Here is a 19273-nt window from a genome sequence, read left to right as displayed (position 1 = left end):
TCCCTATGCAATCAGCGATGCCTTATGATGCTAATTCAAATACCTTTAAATTTAAACATTTTATTCATTTTGTTTACATTTAATTTTGGAAGATTCCTAAACCAGACAATCACATCTAAGCTATGGCAATCTAAAGAAAATTAGCTTTTGTCGGGGCAACAGCGTCATTACTTCCTGTTCGAGCCATTTTTTATTCGTTATCAACGGCGCGAGGTAACGCTGCAAATTATCAGGGAAAACCTCTGGACGCCAGTTTTTGCGCATCCACTCCCCCTCTCTTTCATCTGTGATCGGCAACGCAAAATGTGATAGAAGTTCCACAAGAAGTTCCTGTTCAGGAAGCAAAAATTCAACCGGTGTTGAATGTAGCGGAATATGCCGCAGTGCAATTTCAATACCTTGTTGATCAAGATCGCCAAAATGGCTTCTACAGGAGAAAGTTAGCTTCTCCAGCAAGATTTTGATTTGCCGATCATCAAATCCTGGTTGAAAAACAGCTAACTCATCAGATTCCAGCGAAAAATGGCAATACGCAGCATGATTCTCGATTGTAATCAGTCTCAGCTCAATGTTTAGCCCGCTGGAAATATTCGTAATTTGAGATAACGCCAAATCGGATAAAAACAGCTCTTTGTTCAAACTTTCTTCTGGAGCTATTTCTTCAACTCGCCCACAAGTGAAATGCAACTTAAGTGGCGCTTGGCTTCGGATCCTTAATAGCGAGTTATGCTGAACCTGAAGACCATTTTGTTCAAGAAATGTTAGTGTTTCAGATGATAGCTTTGCTTTAGAATTTTCTTGCAGCAAAGCGGCAACAACTCTGCTGTGAACAACACCTGCGGGGAGTTTCATTCCAAGAGATTCAAGCACTCTTAGTCGCTCTGCCAATGAAACATTGGATACAGCTGTAAGTTCAGCTAAGTATTTTTCTGCTAGAGTACGGGTGTTGTTGCTCAGCCGGTAAAAGGTTTTTCTGCCCTGAGGATAAATATGCAAACATTTTCCAGCCTTGGCCGTGCGTTCAAACTTTTCAAGCTCTCTTGTTGTTGCCCCAAGCTGTGAAGCTGTCAGCTGAAAGTTTTTTTCAGCATCGGCTTCCAACAAGGTTTTTAAAATCTGGATCTGCTTCCTAGCAGTTAAATTCATAATTCTTCAACTAACTGAGCCGTTGCCTCTTTTTCGACGGCAAGCTCTTGCTGCACTGGCTGGCAAATTATCCAGTCTTTTTCATCTACCCAGTTTTGTGCGCCGTTGGCGACGGTGCGGATAGGCACGATATAACGGCAGCTGGTTTGTGGTTTCACCGATGCGAAAATTGGCACAAAGCCAAAGCTGAGTGCGGTTTCAATAATGGCCTGCTGGTTATGCGGGTCGATATCGGCCGCTTCGTCGATGTAAATCGGAATACGGTATTTACCGCGTTCGCGCTCGGCCAGTAACTGGCGGATAAACAACATACCGCACAGTAGCTTAATGGTAATACGGGTGCCGTTAGAGCCGGCCGAGTCGATCTTGTCGAAGTACTCTTCTTCGCCAGCGCGGTTGACTACCTTAAAGCGGATATCGAATAAGTCCGACAGCGTTAAGCCGCCTTTCTCACTGGCGGCTTGTACTAAGTAATCGCGGGCGGCGTTAATATCACGCTCGGCCATGGTATTGCCAGCCAGTAAGTCGAAGGTATCGCCCTGCTCGTAAGCCTCAGAGGTGCTTAAAATGGTATCGATATGGCCCACCAGCAGCTTGCGATCGACAATCTCTATCTTAAAGTCTTTTAAGTTGGAGATTTGCTGGCGCCAGATGCCGCGGTTAAAGCTATTCAGCTCGCGGTGCAGTCGGTTTAAGTCGTTGCGCAGGCCTTTCAACGTCGAGGCCACTTCGGTTAATGCTACCCGGGCACGGCGCTCAATGGCGTCACGCTCTTTATCCAGATGATGGAAGGCTTCTATCAGCTTCTGGTATTTCAGCTCAGTATCGCTTTCGGTTTCAAACTTGGTGATACCGGCGTTGTAGATAAACTGATAGGTATTGCTGATATTCATCTCGGTTAAGCGCAGCTCCTGACAGTCTTTATTAAAACTGCGGATACTGTCAGCTAAATTGTCAAAATCCAGCGTGATATCAATCATATAAGGCGTAACACGGCCGCTGTAGAGCTCCAGTTCGTGGTCACGGCGCTCGCGTTTTTCCTGATCAATGCGCTCTTTTTGCCGCTTTAACTGCTCCAGCTTGTTGTTGAGCAAATTACGCCGGTCGGACTGGCTGGCCAGCTTATGCTGCACCTCATCCAGCTGGCCTTGCACGCTGGCTTCTTCCTCTTCCAGTGCGGCCTGTAACTGTTGCTGGTCATCCAGCAGTTGCCGCATTTGCTGGTAGCGGCTGAAGTCTTTTACATCCTGCTCGGCTTGCAGCATATCCTGATACAAGCGCTCTTTTTCGCGGGTTTTACCGGCTAAATCGGCGGCCACCTCAATTTGCTGGTTAAGCGTGTGCAGGCTTTGCTCTAAGGCCTCGATTTGCTGCTTAATTTGCAGCTTATCTTCGGCGCTGGTCATATCCGGCGCACTGTGTAGCGGCGCTAAATCGATAACGGCGCCCGGCAAATACGCCTTGCCGCCTTTAATGCAATCAGCCAGTTGCTCCAGCAGGTTGCTAAAGGCGCTGTCATCGGTGATTTCGACCTCGCCGCCTTTGGCAGTAGACAGTGACAATAAATCCGGGTTTAGCAGCTTGGTAATGTGCTGTACTTCCGGCAGGCTTAAATCTTCACGCAGCCGTGAATACAGGTTGTATTCGAGGTTTTTCAGCTGCAGTTTGGCGCTTTTATGCTGCTTCTGCGTTTGGCTTAGCTGGTGCTGCAAAGTGGCCAGATTAACGTTGCTGGCGCCCTGTAAACTGTGGCTTAAACGCTCGTAGTCGCTGCGGATATTGCCAAGGTTAGTTGCCAGCTGCTCACTGCTGGCGAGTTCAAAGCGGCTATGCAGCGCATCGTATTGGTTAAACCACTGGCTAAGCTCAAGCTGACGGTTGCCTAAGTCTTTAATCTGGCCAACAAATAAGCGCTGGCGCTCTTCTAACTGCTGCTTTTCGCTGAGTAAATCTTCCAGCTGTACGCTAAGCTCGCTGGTTTGATCGTCAAAGTGCTGCTGATAGTCGTTTAAGGCGATATCAAGCTTAGGTGCAAAAGCAGCTAATTTACCTTTGTATACCGAGCGTGCATCCAGCATATGCTCCAGCGCAGTAACGCCTTCCTGCTGGCTTTCCAATGCTTTTAGCTCGCGCCGGTCACGGTTAACCTTTTCAAAAGCACCATGCCAAACGGCATAGAAGTCGACTTTAGGGTCGCCCAAATGGCGGGCGAATACCGGCAGCAATAAGCGCTTAACGTCCTGCGCGGTCAGCTTATGCAGGTTGAGAATACGGCGGAAAATATCTTTATATACCGGCGCATCTGACACGTTGTTCAGCGGGATCATCCTAAGGTTAATGCGACTGTCGTACGGCGTGGCGCCGCCGGTCAGCATGGCGTTAAGCTCGGACGGCTTTAGCTCAATCGGATCCAGGCCTTTTTCACGCAGCACATGGTCGAGCTTGTTGTATTTCACAATGCTGTTGCCGGCGATAAAGTGGTCTAAATCCAGTGCGCCCTGATAGCAAAAATACTGGTATTTGTAGCCGGCAATTTTACCCAAGCCGGCCACACCGATCACCACTTTGCCATCCGGCAAATTGGCTTCCAGCAGGATATAGCTCTGATCCGAGCCAAAGTAGAACTTACGCGTTTCATCTAAGTCGTGGCCGTCCCACTCGGTTAGGCGTAAATCGTTAATCAGCGGGAATTGCAGTGCATTAATTACTGAGCTTTTACCGGTATTGTTCGGCGCACAAATCGAGGCGGCATGATCCAGTGGAATGACGCATTTGGCATAACCGGCGGTGTTTAACAGCGCCAGTTTAGTCAGGCCGTACAGCTGCTCAGACATCGCTCATCTCCTCAGTATCCGGGGTATCCACCAATAACACCGTATCGCTGGAGTCTTGCGGGGCGCCATCATCCAACTGCAGTAAGGCATCTAAATAGCGGTGCACCGGTGAGAGCAACTTAATATTGTCACCACTGGCGCGGGCTAAGCCCAAACGCAGCATACGGTTGGCCACTTCACGTTTTACATCAGTGGCACTGAAGATATCCAGCTGCTCAAACAGATGATATTGCTTTTGTACAATGGCTGCGAACACTTCGTGATCCAGCTCGCTATCAAACAGCGCCTGTAGTGGATCGCGGCCCTGATCGGCAAAATATTCCACCAGCGCATAAATAGTCAGCGCAAATAAACGGGAGATTTTGCCCATATTGGCGCTGGCGTCATCGACGTCAAAATAGAAGAAGCCGCGGCTGTCGCGCTTTAGTGTATGGCCAAGACCAGAGAATAATGCGCTGTAGCCTAGTTCCTGCGCGTCCAGTTCTTGCCACAGCGCTAAATCCTGCTCGCTGATATGATAACCGCCACTGAGCTTTTTATAGATCTCAGCCAGCTGGGTCAGCTCTTGTAAATCAAGATGCATCGGCCTTGGCCTCCTGCGAAAACGGGTAAAGGGTTAACTTATGCTGCTGTAACGTCAGTTCAACCGCCTGATGGTCATGATTAAGCGCCAAACCGTCTTCGCGGCTTAATGCCTGATACAGATACAGCAGCTCATCCAGCGCTAAATTCGGGTAGCTGTCATCCAGCCAGCGCGCCAGGTTAGTAATAGTGCCGCTACTGCGCGCTTTGTTAAGCACACTGTCGTAATCCGGCAGTTGTAAATTCGGTGCCACACGCTCGTCTTGCTGGGTTGGCAACTGGTATTCGGCTTGCTGGTAATCGGCCAGCTCGGCCATATAGCTGGTCAGCTGATTGGCACTGCCCAGCGAGAAGCGCTGCGAGTCAGAGGCGATTACCACCGGCAGCTGGCTTAGCGTAAGATCAATGCCTTTTTTGCGCATCAAACCCAGCACCGCACTGGCATTGCGTGATAACAGCGTATTTTTACGCAGTTCTTCGCGCAGTGGCATTAACGAGTCGGCACTGCGGCTTAAGCTTTCGCGGCCAATCTGATTCATATCCAGCAAACGGGTGCGCAGCTGCAGTAATAATTCTTTCTCGTGGCTTAAGCCGCCACTGATTTCCAGCGCGGTTATTTGCTCGCTCAGCAGCGCTTCAAGGCCAGCGATAGTGGCCTGAAACGGGCCATTGATATCAATCAGCTGCAGCATCGGCTCAATGTAATCGTCAAAGGCTTCCATCACCGCGCTGTAGCGGCGCGCTAACGACAAATTGCGCTCGTCGGCTTTGGCTTTATCGACCAGATTTAAAATGGCGGTTTCGTTTTTGCCAAAGTGTTTTACCACTTCGCGGATCCGTTCATCCATCTGCCAGATAAAGCGTTTTAGCTCGCTGGCATCACGGCCTTTGGCAGCCAGCTCCAGCTTACGCGCCAGCCGGTTTAGCTCATGGATACGGCTTTGAATATCTTCCGCCATGCCCAGGTTATGCTCCTGCAGCAGATATTCGGCAAATTCCAGCACGGCACGGTTCAGCTCCAGCTGGCTGGATTTAGCCAGCGGGATAAACACTTCAGCCTGCAGCAGGCGCTGCGCCTCTTTAAAGATTTGCTCGCTGCTGTAAGTCGGATTAAAGCGTTTAATCAGCGCCTGTACATCCTGAAAGCTGAAACTGCCAAGGCTACTGCGGCCAATTAGGGCTTCAATAACCTGCCAGTGTTCGTCCAGGCATTTTAATATTTTACGCGGGGATATCATGCGCGGCTAAGCGTTCCTGCTCGATACTTCAAAAAGGCTATTATCCACGGATTAGCGCTAAACGCCAGAGTGTGACGCGACCTGACGGATGACAGCCGCACCGGCTGTTTCATTAATAAGCTGTTCGCGCAGTGCCGGCTCGGCATCCTGCGGCACACTCACTTGCATACTGACATTATCACGGTAAGCAACATCATCCAGCGCGGCCTGATACTGCTGCAGTAGCTGCCGTAAGCGTGCTTCAAAGGCAAAACTAACACTAATACTCAGCTGCACACTGGGGCTAATCATCCGCAGCTCAGCGTTGCCCGCAGCCTGTGATACCGCATTGGAATAAGCCCGCACTAAGCCACCGGCCCCCAGTTTAACGCCACCGAAATAACGCACCACTACCGCCAGACAATTACCCAACTCGCGCTCAGTTAACACATGCAGCATAGGTTTACCGGCAGTACCGGAGGGCTCACCATCATCGCTAAAGGCCTGGGTTTGCGGCTGGCGGGTATTGCCAATAATGTAGGCCCAGCAAACATGGTTGGCATCACTGTACTGCTGGCGATATTGCGCCAGCCACTGCAGCGCCGCCTCCCGGCTGGTCACCGGCTGTAAATAGCAGATAAACTCGCTGTTTTTTTCCAGCAGCAGGTGCTCTACCGCATCAGCCAGCTCGGTATAACGTTTTATCACCTCAAGTTACTACCTAATTCAAAACTCAGGCCGCCAGTGTAACGTAAGCGCCGCTTTAAGCGCTTAATTAACTGGCTCTGCCGCGCTAATAACCTCAATCGCCCGCTCCAGCACTTCATCACGCCCGGCGGCGATTCCGGCAATACTTGGTTGCACCACGATGTCTGGCACTATGCCTATTTGCTGGGTCGGGCGGCCATCAGCATAAAAAACACCAATACCACTGATCGCCGTCTTGATGCCACCAGGCAACACTATAGAGCTAATATTGCCGTCAGCCCCGGCCGTATTGCTGCCAATTGCCACCGCATTAGGGGCACCGCGAAAGGCCATAGCAGTATATTCGGCCTGACTGACTGAAAACTCATTCACCAACAGCACCACTTTGCCTCTGTAATAATCCGGGTTCTCTGTTCCAACACTTAAGGGCGGTGTCATGCGAAACTCACCCGGCACCGACAAATTCAGGCTGCTAAAACGAACAAAGGGATAGGGTTTGGGATACAAAAAGCGCCCCAGGCTAAACACGACAAACTGCTGAGGATAATTGCGAATATCAATAATAATGCCTTTAGTGGCAGAGAGCTGCGCCATCATAGCGTCCAGATCGGTACCTTCTATTTTATCCAGCGTGATATAGCCAATATCGGGGTTCAGCAAGCGGTAGGCCTGTTGCTCCTGACGCCAGCTGTAAAATGGCGCAGTATCAAGCTGGCCCGAAGCATACAGCGGTGTGGTTACCTTCAGCTGCTGCCCAGCGCGCAGTACTGTCAGGGTCATCGTCTCGTTATTACTGCGCAGTAACCTATGACCGATATTCGCCAGTACCGCAGCATCATTCGAGCCGGCGGAATAGGGGCGCTTTTGCGCAATTACGCTGGCAATATCCACTCCATCAACGGCGATAATTTGATCTCCAACTTGTAGTGCTGGCTGCAAGCTGGCTGCTTCCGGCAACAGGTGGTAGATCACAGCTTGCTGCTGCACCATCCGCACGACAATGGGGGCACTGTTACGCCCCCAAAATGACAACCACTCCGGGTTTTTCCCTCTTAAGCTGGCATGGCCATCCCGCACCTGCGCCAGCATAGCCGCGATAGCTTCAACATATTGCTGCCGGTCTTTGGCTGCCAACATAGGCCGGATATGCTGCTGCAGCAGTTGCACGTCTCGCGACGCCATCAGCTCGCGGTAAGGAAAGGCGTATTGCAACATGTTCCAAAGCCGGAACAAGGCCAGTAAGCGATACCCGCTATCCGGCTGTTGTAAATGACCATAATCCAGTTCATTAAACAGCGGATTACCAACCATAGGCGCTGTGCGTAACCAAAAGTTATGCGCTGGCGCTTCGCTGTGGTAAATACGGCCCAGAACCTGCTGTAACGTGCTGTTATCACTCCATTGCTGCCAGTATTGTGCCGGCATTGTCACAATGGCGTCGGTTGCAGGCTGCCGGCAATTTTGACACGGCGTTAGTGGCCCAAGATTTTCCGCCCAATTGGCAAGTAGCAATGGCGTCTCAGCTGCCGACGCCGCCTGCACTTTAGCAAGCAACCGAAACAGCTCTGCATCCATATTAATATCACCTGCCAGCGATGACGGATGATGATATTTGACAAAACCCCACACCTGCGCCAGCAAAACCAACTGCTGTAACTGCGTATCGCTGATGTTCTCCAGCGCTATATTTGAGCCCTGCCAGAAGGTTTTATCGTCAAAGGCGCGCGGGGTCGTCTTTTCTTGCCAGCTGGCTTGGTTTATCGGTTTATCATCCAGCATCAGCTCTAACTGATCAAACCAGGCTTCGCCCTGCCCCAGCAACATTACGTTCAGCACTAAGCTACTGGTACGCTGGTCAAGGTCCGTCGTTACGCTAAACGGCGCCCAGTCAGCACTGCCACTGGCGGGTGAGGCGGTACTATCTGCATAACTGAGAGTTTCGCCGTTGGCATCTTGCTGCTGCAGCATTAAAGCGGCTGTACCTGCCACATTGGCAGTGCGGATCTGCCCGCGCAGCGTAACTTTTTTTGCAGCATAGCTAAATGGCAGCAGCTGAGCTGCAAAGCTAAAACGTGCGGCAGTTGTCACTTCACGATGAATTTTCAGCGAATGCTCACCGTCGGTTTTATATTGGGTATCAATTGTGACCGCTTCAGGTTGGCGGATCTGCCACCCAGCCGGAGCATTCTGTGCTGTCGTTTCGAACGACATATTTTGGGGCGTTTTAGCCTGTGCCTGTAAGGTGTGACAAAACAGCGCCAGCATCAGCCCAAGAAAGGTTATCCGCATCGTATTCATCCCTGAAAAAACATCAGGTTAAATATCAATCACCACATTGGCAACATTTATTTATCTTTAATTACAAACCGCTGCATTTGCGCCTGCCGCTACGGCTCGTTCAGCTCGTTATGATGTTTGCTAAAGACCGGTATCGTTAGTTGCCACTTTATCGCTGCCAGGCGCAGCAACAGTAGTGCCACCATGCCACTTACCATTGCCGCAAACTGCGCTACCCCTAACGCCAGCAGGCCGGTATAGACCACGCCGCCAAAGACACAGGTTACTGCGTACAGCTCACCGCGAAACACCATCGGCACTTCGCGACACAGTACGTCGCGGATCATACCGCCGCAGACGCCGCTCATGGTGCCAAGCAGTATCGCCACCATAGTAGAGGTGCCGTAATCGAGCGCCTTTTGCGTACCCATAACAACGAAAAACGCTAACCCCAACGCATCAAACAGCTGCAGCGTATTGTGCGGTATTGTTAAACGGTTACGCAGCAGCAAAATAGTGCCGATAGCGGCGATAAAAATGGCGTAAAAGTAGCTGTTGTTGTTTATCCAGATCACCGGCACATCAAGAATAAGGTCGCGCAGGGTACCGCCGCCGATGGCCGTAACACTGGCCAGTACAATAACGCCAAAGCCATCCATTTGATTGCGCCAGGCCGCCAGCGTGCCCGAGATGGCAAACACTGCGATACCGAGTAAATCAAACCAGTGAAAGTAGTCTGCCATTCTGCCATACCTCTGTAGCCGCCGTTGGCGTTGACGTTAGCAGGCTTTAATGCAGCGGTAAACCAGCAGTTGCTGCTAAAAAAGAACCGCCTGAGCTATCCGGCGTTTTTAGGTTGTGTTAGCATTTTGCGGTTTTATTAACAAACCTTTAAGGGATTAGCATGAAAAAGTCGCTGATAGCGCTGGTAGTGATAGGTGTAGCTGCCGCTGGGGTAGTCTATGTCAACCAACAGGCAGAGGACGCCATTAAACAACAACTAGACAATGCCAACCAAAGTTACCGTGAGCTGGCGGCGTCAGGTGAAATGCCGGAAATCAGTCTGGCTTATAAAGACGTGTCTGCCAATGTGCTGCTATCAAACTACAGTATCAGCGGGCTGGAAATATCCTTAGCTGAAATGGGTACTATCGCCACTGTCGATCTTATCCAGGCCAAAGGCATAAAACCCCAAAGTTTGGCCGACAAAGGCAGTGTGAAGGTAACCGGCATTAAAGCCGCCTCAGCAGTGTTGCAAATGCTGCCGCCGCAAACCAGCGCTTTTATGCAGGATATCGCCCTGCACGGTGACTATGACTATGCCTACACTGAAAACGGCGAACTGATGTTCAGCCAGCAAACCCGCATTAATGATGAGTTTGCCCTTAACTACAGCTTTAGCCTGGCCCAGATGCAACAGTTCTGGCAGGTCGCTAAAGACTTGAGCGCGCTACCCCCAGAGTTGCTGCAAGCGCTGTTAACTGATGAAGCTTATATCGGCCAGATGATTGAAAAACTGGCGGCTGGCGCCCTGAAAAATGGCAATATTACCATTGAAAATAAAGGCTTTATTGAGCGCACTCTGGCAATGACAGCCGAGATGGGCCAAACGCCGGATTACCGTACTGTGCAAGGTATGGCACTGGCGGGCGTTGGCTCAGCACCGCAGTTGCCGCAAGATATGAAAGATACGCTAACCGCCTTTGTACAAAAGCCGGAAAAACTGAGCCTAAGCTTTGGTTTTACTGAACCGCTGCAATTTGCCCGGATGCAAAGCGGTGAACTGGCCGAACATATGGTTAGCCCGGAAGCGATGATTAAGTTTGCCAATGTAAAACTGCAGGCCAACTAATCACCCCGCTAACGACACAGCCCGCTAATACGGGCTGTGTTATTTTTCAGCCGCAGCATAAATCCAGCACTCAATACCCGATTTCAGTCGGGCGCTTACCCGCTGATACGCATCCACCTCGTAATCATCGGCCTGCGCAAGCTCAGCTTCGGTCAGCTCGAACACAGTACCGGCGACTTCATCGGTCAGGTTACCGCTAAAGCGCAAAATAGGATGAAAGGCTTTACCGCTTTCGCGCAGCACCCGCTCGTCAGTAATTTCTACTTCACCGACTATATAACCCGGCAGTGAATCTTTGCTACCGCTTAGCTCACGGCCAAAGTTGGCCAGCTGCACATTTTTCTGCTGCAAGGTGCCATAAGAAAACAGTTTGGGCATAGTAACTCCTGCTAAATATCTGTGCCTGTTACAACAATACAGGCAACCTGATGCCAAAGCGCTATTGCTGCCACTATAACCACTGGCTATGATGTTGGCTAATCAAACTTCTGATAGCATTATCATGTTAAAACATCTGTTGTTATGTTGCCTGTTAACACTGTGCAGCCAAGCCCTTACAGCTGCAGAAAAGGGGCCGGATGCTATTGGCTTGCTCAGCCAGCAGCAGCTGCTGGCAAACTATGATGCCTTTGCTGATGAGTATGGCCGCTATACACCAACGCAACAGGAGCTGCAGCAAATGCAGGCGCTGTCGGGTGTCAGCTTAGTGGTATTATTTGGCAGCTGGTGCCACGACAGCGAGCGCGAAGTACCGCGGTTATTAAAGCTTATTGCAGTGTCGGGCGTTGAACTTGAAAACATGCAGTTGCAGGCCGTTGACCGCAATAAACAACATCCGGATAAATTGCACACAGACTACAAACTGCGCTACACACCCACCTTTATTGTATTGCGTGATGGTAAAGAACTGGGCCGGGTTATCGAGAAACCGCAGCAGTCACTGGCAGCCGATTTAGCAGCTATTGCCGGTAATTAACCACCGTCTTTAATATCTTCAACCACTTCCTTAGTGGCTTTGCCTACTTCTTTAGCGGCATCCCGCGAGGCGTGTCCTACCGCTTTTGTTACATCTCTGGTGGTATGGCCAATGGTGCGGCCTGCCTCCTTAACGGTGGCACAGGATGACAACACTAAAACGATAAAAACTGTGGCTAATCTGGCGAAATATAACCTCATAATCAATTGCCTTTGAAGATAATTCTTTCACTACAGTAAACACTGAAATCGTCTTTTTTTCACTTAAAACCAGCTAAAAAGCACCTCAGGATACAGATATCACTGAGGTGTTTATTCACCTGAACCCTGTCAGCCCCAAACGTCTGCGCGATTTACCCCAACCAGGGTTGGCTGGCTTTGCGGCTCTGTTCGTAATCAGCAATTTGCGGGTTTAGCTGCTCGCTTGAGCCGATAAAATCCAGGCCAGACAGTAAGCGCTGTTTAATATCGGCGTCGATATTAAAGCCCATGGCAGCATTGTTGCCGAACATGATTTCCTGGCTGGCTAAGTCGATTTGCCACTGCTGCGGCCCTTGCTGGCAGCGGTTAAACAGCAAGTCGATATTGGTTTTGCTTAACTGAATTAACAACATGGCGTTGTTAACGCTGTTATTAAAGAAAATATCGGCAAAGCTTTCAGCAATAATGACATTAAAGCCATATTGCTTAATGGCCCAGGGCGCGTGCTCGCGGCTGGAGCCACAGCCAAAATTGGCGCGGGTTAGCAAAATACTGGCCCCTTTATATTCTGGCTTGTTAACGACAAACTCCGGGTTGGGGCTGCCATCGGCCAGGTAGCGCCAGTCATAAAACATCGCCTGCGCAAAACCATCCCGGCTGACGCTGGTTAAAAACTGCTTGGGGATGATCTGATCGGTATCAACGTTGTTTTTGTCCAACGGGCAAACTAAACCCTGTGCAAATATCTTACTCATGCCTGTTCTCCCTGTGGCTTAGCGGCAATATTGACAAACTTACCCGCTATAGCAGCAGCAGCGGCCATCGCCGGGCTGACTAAGTGGGTGCGGGCACCGCGGCCCTGACGGCCTTCAAAATTACGGTTTGAGGTTGAGGCGCAGCGCTGGCCGGCTTCTACTCTGTCATCATTCATGCCCAGACACATACTGCAACCCGGTTCACGCCATTCAAAACCGGCCGCGGTAAAAATACTGGCTAAGCCTTCCGCTTCGGCCTGGCGTTTTACCACGCCAGAGCCCGGCACCACTAAAGCGCGTACACCGGCGGCAACTTTTTTACCCTGTACCATACTGGCGGCGGCACGTAAGTCTTCTATCCGGCTGTTGGTGCAACTGCCGATAAACACCACATCCACTTTGCAGTCAGTCAGCTTTTGCCCTGGCTCAAGCCCCATATAGGCCAGCGCCCGCTCGGCGGCATCACGCTTGGTGGCATCGCTAAAGCTGTTCGGTGCCGGTACGCTTTGATCCACTGCCATCACCTGCTCCGGGTTAGTGCCCCAGGTAATTTGCGGCGTAATGGCCGCGGCATCAATTTCCACTACCTGATCAAACACCGCATCGGTATCAGAAAACAGGCTTTGCCAGTAGGCCACGGCCGCATCCCAATGCTCAGCTGTTGGCGCATGCGCTTTACCTCTAATGTAGTCGAAGGTAGTTTGGTCTGGCGCGATTAGACCGGCTTTGGCGCCCATTTCGATGCTCATATTGCACAGCGTCATGCGCCCTTCCATGCTCATAGCGCGGATAGCACTGCCGCTAAATTCAGCCACATAACCATTACCGCCCGCGGTACCCAGCTTGCCAATTACCGCCAGAATCACGTCTTTTGGCGTCACATGAGCGCTTAATTCGCCATTTATTTCGACTTTTAACGTTTTAGCCTGCTGCTGCGGCAGCGTTTGCGTCGCCAGTACGTGCTCTACTTCTGAGGTGCCAATACCAAAAGCCAGCGCACCAAAGGCGCCGTGGGTTGAGGTATGCGAGTCGCCGCAAACGATGATCATACCCGGCTGGGTTAAGCCCTGCTCAGGGCCGATAACATGCACTATGCCCTGATCCGGATGAGTTAGATCCAGCAGTGGTATGCGGTTTTCTGCGCAGTTAGCCGCTAAGGCTTCTAACTGTTTGCGCGAGGTTTCACCGGCGGCGTCTAAACTGCGGCGCTGGGTAGACACGTTATGGTCCATAGTGGCAAAGGTTAAATCCGGCCGGCGCACGCTGCGATTGGCCAGCTTTAAGCCGGAGAACGCCTGCGGCGAGGTGACTTCATGAATTAAATGCCGGTCAACAAACAATAAATCGGTGCTGGCGTTTAATTTACCTACTACATGGCTGGCGTAAATTTTTTGATAAAGCGTCTGGGCCATTATCTGTTCTCCTGGCGCAAGGTAGCAACAATAGCTGCGCCTACCGCAGCCGTACCATAAGTCGAATTCGGGTTAATATCACGGGTAACAATGTGCTGCGCTAAACACTGTTGCACCGCTTGCTCTATCGCGCGCGCGGCATCTTCTTCGCCAAAGCTGTATCTAAGCATTAAGGCAGCACTTAAAATTTGCGCAATCGGGTTGGCAATGCCCTTGCCTGCAATATCCGGCGCACTGCCACCGGCCGGCTCGTACAAGCCAAAGCCATTGCCATTTAAACTGGCCGATGGCAACAGGCCCAGGCTGCCGGCAATGGCGGCAATTTCATCAGATAAAATATCGCCAAACAGGTTGTCACACAGCAATACATCGAACTGCTGCGGGCTGCGAATTAACTGCATGGCGGCGTTGTCGATATACATATGCTCCAGCGTCACGCCAGGGTAATCTTTGGCTACACGCTCGACGGTTTCGCGCCATAAAATACTGGTTTGCAGCACATTGGCTTTATCGATTGAGGTAACTTTATTGCTGCGTTTGCTGGCAGCGTCAAAGGCGACACGGGCAATGCGCTCAATCTCTGCCACACTGTAACGCTGGGTATCAAAGGCGTCTGTGTCAGTGCGGCCCTTTTCGCCAAAATAAATGCCACCAGTCAGCTCGCGTACGCACAACACATCCATGCCCTGGCTGCTTACGCGCGGGTGCAGCGGCGATAACTCAGCAAAGGCCGGGTATATCTGGCCGGGGCGCAAATTACAGAATAAATCGAAGGTTTTGCGAAGTGGCAATAACGAGCCGCGTTCGGGCTGTTTATCCGGCGCTAAACCGGTCCATTTTGGGCCGCCGACTGAGCCAAATAAAATAGCGTCACTTTGCTGACACAGCGCCAGCGTGGCTGCGGGCAATGGCTCGCCGCTGGCGTCTATCGCCGCGCCGCCAACTAAGGCCGGTGTTAACGTTAAGCCAAACTGAAATTTATCCGCCACTACCTGTAACACTTTTTCCGCCTCGGCCATCACCTCTGGCCCTATGCCATCACCGGCTAATACCGCGACCTTATACTGCTTTTTTACTGCTGTTCTCATTACTATTCCCCTGCGGCAATTTTGTTAGTGTTTTGACGGGCGTGTTTATGGGCGTCGATGGTCTGGGCGCGCTGGATCATATTCAGCACATGCACATAGGCCAGTACCGAGCTGCGCACTATGTCGGTGGCTAAACCGGCACCATGAAAGCGGCGGCCTTCGTGTTCGGCAATAATATCCACCTGGCCCAGTGCATCTTCGCCGCTGCCTTTAGCCTGTAAGTTAAAATCAACCATCTTAATGTTCAGCTTACTAATGCGGGCAATAGCGCTGAAGGCTGCTTCAACCGGGCCATTGCCGGTGGCGGCTTCAGTAAAGACTTTATCGCCGCAGCGCAAACCCACAGTGGCGCTGGCGACATGGCCGGTATGGGTAGACGAGCTTAAAAATTCCAGCGCGTAATAGTCGTTTTGCTCTTGCATGTTTTCAAAAAACACCAGCGCTTCTAAGTCGTAATCAAACACCCGGCCTTTTTGATCAGCCAGCGCAACAAAAGCTTTGTACACCGCTTCTAAATCGTAATCGCTGCCGGTGTAGCCCAGTTCGGCTAAACGGTGCTGAATAACATGCCGGCCCGAGCGCGAGGTTAAGTTCAACTCGTTCTGGCGGATGCCAACCTGCTCCGGCGCCATAATTTCGTAAGTATTTTGTGCTTTTAATACCCCGTCCTGGTGAATACCGGAGCTGTGGGCAAAGGCGTTTTCGCCGACTATGGCCTTATTCGGCTGGATTGGCATATTGCAGATCTGGCTTACCAAATGCGAGCTGCGGTAAATCTCAGTGGTTTTAATATCGGTGTACAAAGGCGCCAGCACATCTTTGCGGGTGTTGATGATCATCGCCACTTCTTCCAGCGAACAGTTACCGGCGCGCTCGCCAATGCCGTTTACTGTACATTCAATCTGCCGCGCACCGGCCTGAATGGCGCTGATACTGTTAGCCACTGCCAGGCCCAAATCGTTATGACAATGCACACTTAAGCGTGCCTTGTCGATATTCGGCACCTTGTTGCGCAGCGTGCTGATAATGGCCGCAAACTCGTTCGGGATGGTGTAACCGACCGTATCAGGAATATTGATGGTGGTGGCACCGGCGGCGATGGCACGTTCAACTATCCAGCATAAATCGTCAATCGGTGTACGGCCGGCATCTTCACAGGAAAACTCAATATCGTCGGTATAGCGGCTGGCCAGTTTAATCGCGGCGACGGCCTGCTCACTGGCCTGGGCCAGCGTTTTACGCAATTTATACTGTAAATGCAGCGGTGAAGTAGCGATAAAGGTATGAATACGCCGGCGCTCTGCGTCTTTTAATGCTTCGCCACAGGCTTCAATATCAGCACTGACTGCGCGAGCCAGGCCGCAAATGATCGGGCCTTTAACTTCACGCGCTATGCGCTGCACTGAATCAAAATCGCCGGGGCTGGACACCGGAAAGCCAACTTCCATCACATCAACATTTAGCCTGGCAATAGCATGTGCCAGCTGAATTTTTTGTTTCTGGCTTAAACTGGCACGTAAGGCCTGCTCGCCATCACGTAAGGTGGTGTCAAAGATCCAGATTTTATTATCACCGCTCATCTTGTGTTTCCTGTTCCGTTAGTCGGTTTAGGTGGCAACCTGTGGCGGGGCTAAAACGAAAAAACCCCGGCCAGTGGCACGGGGTTTTAGCTTTATCGGTTCGTTACGTTTTTACCAATAAGCAGCACCCCGCGCGCCGGTGAGGAGCACGAGGAGGCTAATAATAGAAACGCGACGATTTAAATTCATTTAATGCTCTGTTAGAAACTTTGGTTAGCAAAACGCCATTAGTAATAGCATGGTTATTTTTTAACTGCAACAGTATAGATGGCTAAACGGCAAAAAACTTTTACCGGCAACATCGGTACCCGGTAATCATTTACTGTCAACAGCTGGCCCAACACCGAGTTTTGCCAGCAAGGCATCTTGCTCTGCCGTAACCCCTTGTGCATCTGCTGCCGACATAATGAATGGGCTGTTTAACTCCAGTAACCGGGCACCTTGCAATTGTAGTTGGCTTAACGCCGCAGCGTGCGGTGCAAACTGGTAAAAAATGTCATCAAAGCGGCCATTTTGCTTAAGTATTTCTAAACCGGCTGTCAGCCGCTGTGCTAAAGCACTATTTTGTTTGGCCACAAAAAACTTCATGGTCGCCGGATATCTGATAACAATATGCCGCACTATACTCAGTTGCGCTTTATCCGCTGCAGCCAGCTCCGGGCCGGCCTCAAGTAAGCCGCGGGGAAAGTAGTAACCGGGCTTTTGTTGTAATGTCTGATATAACTTACTGTCAGCAATATTGGTTTCTACCGTTAGCCAGTTAAAGCGCAAAATAGCGCTGTCAGGCCAGTCAGCACCAGATAATGCCACCAGTTTAGCTAATTCCGGCAAACTGGTTATTTGTGCCATTTTTGCGATGTCGGCCTGCTGCACTACCAGCAAACGAATACCGTAAGCGCCTTTAATCAATGGCTGCTGAACGGCCAGCGCATCTTGTTCCCGGCCAGGAGTAGTCATGGTCCAGAACAGATCAAAAGTACCTTTTTGCAATTCGATAAACTGACGGCCTTGTAATATTTCTATATCTACCGGCATTAGCTGGTAGGCACCATATTCGGCTTCAGTTGCGGCCAGCGCCGCATCAAGCAAATGAATAAAGTATTGGTTGTTGGGGTTTTGCCGGATGCCTGTTGCATCAACAAAACGCACCACTGTCGTCGCCTGTACGGCACTGCAAAAGCAGACAATAACCAGCAGCAGCCGCAATATCATATACTGGCATCCTTAGCAGCGGTTTTGAGTTGGTACATGCGTTTATCTGCCAACATTATCAGATCTTCAGCGCTGCCAGCCACTTCATTGCTATGCGCTGCGCCAATACTTAACGACGCTGTAAACTCAGAACCCTGCCAGATAAAGCTGTGGCCGGCAAAATGTGCCTGCAGTTTGGCCGCCTGTGCCTGCGCTTGCTGCAGGTTCTCCAACCGGTACAGGAGCACCATAAACTCGTCGCCGCCCATGCGCGCCACCAAATCTGAGCTTCTGAGCTTTGCTTTAAGCTGCTCTGCGACAAACTTTAATAACGCGTCGCCAGCCGCATGGCCATAGCTATCATTAATTTGCTTAAATTTATTTAAATCAATATTTAGCAAGGCATACTGCGCCCTATCAGACGACTGCTCTTCCAGCTCTTGTAGCCGTTTTAACATCAGCCGCCGGTTTGCTATGCCGGTTAATTCATCATAATAGGCATACTGCTTTGAACGTTTGTAGGCCTGATAAAACACAAAAAGTGCTATGTAACCAACAATGCACAGCAAATACAGACTGACGCGCATGATATGTGCTCTGGGTGAATCCAGCATCAGAGCATCTTGTTGGTAGCGGGCTGCCAGTAACCAGCCGCCGCCGGGAAAGCTGATCGGCATTTCAATATCCGGCTGCGCAAATACCGCCGGGTCGCCATAAAACACCGCGCCGTGCCGGCCTTTAGCGTCTTTACCGCGCAGCGCTATGTTGGCGCCGGTTATTTCGGCTAAACCAGCTTGGTCCAGCAGTTGATCAAAATCAATAACCACACTGATGTTGCCCCAATATTGCTGATTAAGCGGGAAATCAGTAAACACCGGGTAGCGGATGATCACCCCCTGGCCGCCCTGCACCAGCAAAACTGGTCCGGCAATCACTACATCTTTGCTTTCTCTGGCTTGTTGTACCGCTTTGAATTGCTCGGTTTGGCTACGAAAATCCAGCCCCAGCGCTTTTTCATTGCCCTGTAACGGGTAGATATAGCCAATAACGTCGTTCGGTGCCAGTGCTACAGAGCGGGCAAAACGGGCTTGTTCAATAAACTGGCCGGCAATAACCGACCAGTTAGATACCACTACATCCGGCGCTACGGTGGCCAGCGTCGCCACACTGTTGCCAATATAGGTATCCAGCACAACCGCAGATTCCAGCAGACCTTTGGCCGTCATTAACTGCAAATTTAAATTGTTGCGTGCCTGAGCAGCATGTTTAATTCGTTCAGCTTGCAAAATTTGCTCGACGATTGCCACGCTCATAGCAACAAACAAGCTGCTGACGATAGTTGCGGCCAGCATACGCTTCGATTTTCCAATCAATGGTGTCAGCCAAATAGTGATTAACTGCTTAGAGTACAACAGATAAACGCTATACTGGCAAATTGATATCGCACGTTTTTAG

Annotated in this window: 17 protein-coding genes; 2 read left to right on the top strand and 15 right to left on the bottom strand. The window is 50.7% G+C overall.

What is annotated here, in order from left to right; genetic code table 11:
- Window positions 1–120: 120 nt before the first annotated feature.
- The 7 genes from MN202_RS14150 to MN202_RS14120 form a co-directional block, all read right to left on the bottom strand.
- On the bottom strand, window positions 121–1146 hold the full coding sequence (locus tag MN202_RS14150) for a Wadjet anti-phage system protein JetD domain-containing protein (RefSeq protein WP_335736781.1): 1026 nt from the start codon (window positions 1144–1146) through the stop codon (window positions 121–123).
- Window positions 1143–3980 carry an ATPase gene (locus MN202_RS14145; RefSeq protein WP_335736780.1) on the bottom strand — a complete coding sequence of 946 codons (2838 nt, stop codon included), beginning with the start codon at window positions 3978–3980 and terminating at the stop codon, window positions 1143–1145. The genes MN202_RS14150 and MN202_RS14145 overlap by 4 nt, the downstream gene beginning before the upstream one ends.
- Entirely contained in the window at window positions 3973–4563 is a 591-nt protein-coding gene (locus MN202_RS14140; protein ID WP_335736779.1) for a condensin complex protein MksE, read from the bottom strand. Before MN202_RS14140 ends, MN202_RS14145 begins: the two co-directional genes overlap by 8 nt.
- Window positions 4553–5800, bottom strand: a complete 1248-nt coding sequence (locus tag MN202_RS14135) for a hypothetical protein (protein ID WP_335736778.1) — start codon at window positions 5798–5800, stop codon at window positions 4553–4555. The genes MN202_RS14140 and MN202_RS14135 overlap by 11 nt, the downstream gene beginning before the upstream one ends.
- Before the next feature lie 57 nt (window positions 5801–5857).
- A complete protein-coding gene (locus tag MN202_RS14130; protein WP_335736777.1) occupies window positions 5858–6487 on the bottom strand; it encodes a YigZ family protein in 630 nt (209 codons plus the stop codon).
- 63 nt (window positions 6488–6550) lie between these two features.
- Window positions 6551–8776: a S41 family peptidase gene (locus MN202_RS14125; protein ID WP_335736776.1), complete on the bottom strand. Its 2226-nt coding sequence runs from the start codon at window positions 8774–8776 to the stop codon at window positions 6551–6553.
- A gap of 98 nt (window positions 8777–8874) precedes the next feature.
- The gene (locus tag MN202_RS14120; protein ID WP_335736775.1) at window positions 8875–9507 is read right to left on the bottom strand and encodes a trimeric intracellular cation channel family protein; all 633 of its coding nucleotides are present in this window, start codon (window positions 9505–9507) and stop codon (window positions 8875–8877) included.
- Between the two features lie 161 nt (window positions 9508–9668).
- Between MN202_RS14120 and MN202_RS14115 the strand changes: the two genes are divergently transcribed.
- Window positions 9669–10616, top strand: coding sequence for a hypothetical protein (locus tag MN202_RS14115; protein WP_335736774.1), 948 nt, complete (start codon window positions 9669–9671; stop codon window positions 10614–10616).
- Between the two features lie 39 nt (window positions 10617–10655).
- Here the strand turns inward: MN202_RS14115 and MN202_RS14110 are convergent, their stop codons facing one another.
- Window positions 10656–10994 carry a gamma-glutamylcyclotransferase family protein gene (locus tag MN202_RS14110; protein WP_335736773.1) on the bottom strand — a complete coding sequence of 113 codons (339 nt, stop codon included), beginning with the start codon at window positions 10992–10994 and terminating at the stop codon, window positions 10656–10658.
- Between the two features lie 124 nt (window positions 10995–11118).
- Here MN202_RS14110 and MN202_RS14105 point away from each other — a divergent pair, with 124 nt between their 5' ends.
- Window positions 11119–11592 (top strand): thioredoxin family protein, encoded by a 474-nt coding sequence (locus MN202_RS14105; protein WP_335736772.1) that lies wholly within the window; start codon window positions 11119–11121, stop codon window positions 11590–11592.
- Here MN202_RS14105 and MN202_RS14100 read toward each other — a convergent pair.
- The 7 genes from MN202_RS14100 to MN202_RS14070 all read right to left on the bottom strand — a co-directional run bounded on the left by MN202_RS14100 (window position 11589) and on the right by MN202_RS14070 (window position 19170).
- Window positions 11589–11792 carry a hypothetical protein gene (locus MN202_RS14100; RefSeq protein ID WP_335736771.1) on the bottom strand — a complete coding sequence of 68 codons (204 nt, stop codon included), beginning with the start codon at window positions 11790–11792 and terminating at the stop codon, window positions 11589–11591. The two genes, MN202_RS14105 and MN202_RS14100, sit on opposite strands and share 4 nt — an antisense overlap.
- A 152-nt stretch (window positions 11793–11944) precedes the next feature.
- The gene (leuD, locus tag MN202_RS14095; protein ID WP_335736770.1) at window positions 11945–12547 is read right to left on the bottom strand and encodes a 3-isopropylmalate dehydratase small subunit; all 603 of its coding nucleotides are present in this window, start codon (window positions 12545–12547) and stop codon (window positions 11945–11947) included.
- The gene (leuC, locus tag MN202_RS14090; RefSeq protein WP_335736869.1) at window positions 12544–13962 is read right to left on the bottom strand and encodes a 3-isopropylmalate dehydratase large subunit; all 1419 of its coding nucleotides are present in this window, start codon (window positions 13960–13962) and stop codon (window positions 12544–12546) included. The genes leuD and leuC overlap by 4 nt, the downstream gene beginning before the upstream one ends.
- Complete coding sequence (gene leuB / locus MN202_RS14085) at window positions 13959–15047, bottom strand: 3-isopropylmalate dehydrogenase (protein WP_335736769.1); 1089 nt, start codon at window positions 15045–15047, stop codon at window positions 13959–13961. Before leuB ends, leuC begins: the two co-directional genes overlap by 4 nt.
- Window positions 15048–15049: 2 nt before the next feature.
- Complete coding sequence (gene leuA, locus MN202_RS14080) at window positions 15050–16627, bottom strand: 2-isopropylmalate synthase (RefSeq protein ID WP_335736768.1); 1578 nt, start codon at window positions 16625–16627, stop codon at window positions 15050–15052.
- Between the two features lie 315 nt (window positions 16628–16942).
- On the bottom strand, window positions 16943–17839 hold the full coding sequence (locus tag MN202_RS14075; RefSeq protein WP_335736767.1) for a hypothetical protein: 897 nt from the start codon (window positions 17837–17839) through the stop codon (window positions 16943–16945).
- Window positions 17836–19170 (bottom strand): diguanylate cyclase domain-containing protein, encoded by a 1335-nt coding sequence (locus MN202_RS14070; RefSeq protein ID WP_335736766.1) that lies wholly within the window; start codon window positions 19168–19170, stop codon window positions 17836–17838. Before MN202_RS14070 ends, MN202_RS14075 begins: the two co-directional genes overlap by 4 nt.
- Window positions 19171–19273 lie beyond the last annotated feature (103 nt).

This window comes from Rheinheimera muenzenbergensis (assembly GCF_036984005.1).
GTDB classification, from domain to species: Bacteria; Pseudomonadota; Gammaproteobacteria; order Enterobacterales; family Alteromonadaceae; genus Alishewanella; species Alishewanella muenzenbergensis.
Note: the sequence above shows the minus strand (reverse complement) of the source record. Positions and strands in the feature narration are given on the sequence as shown.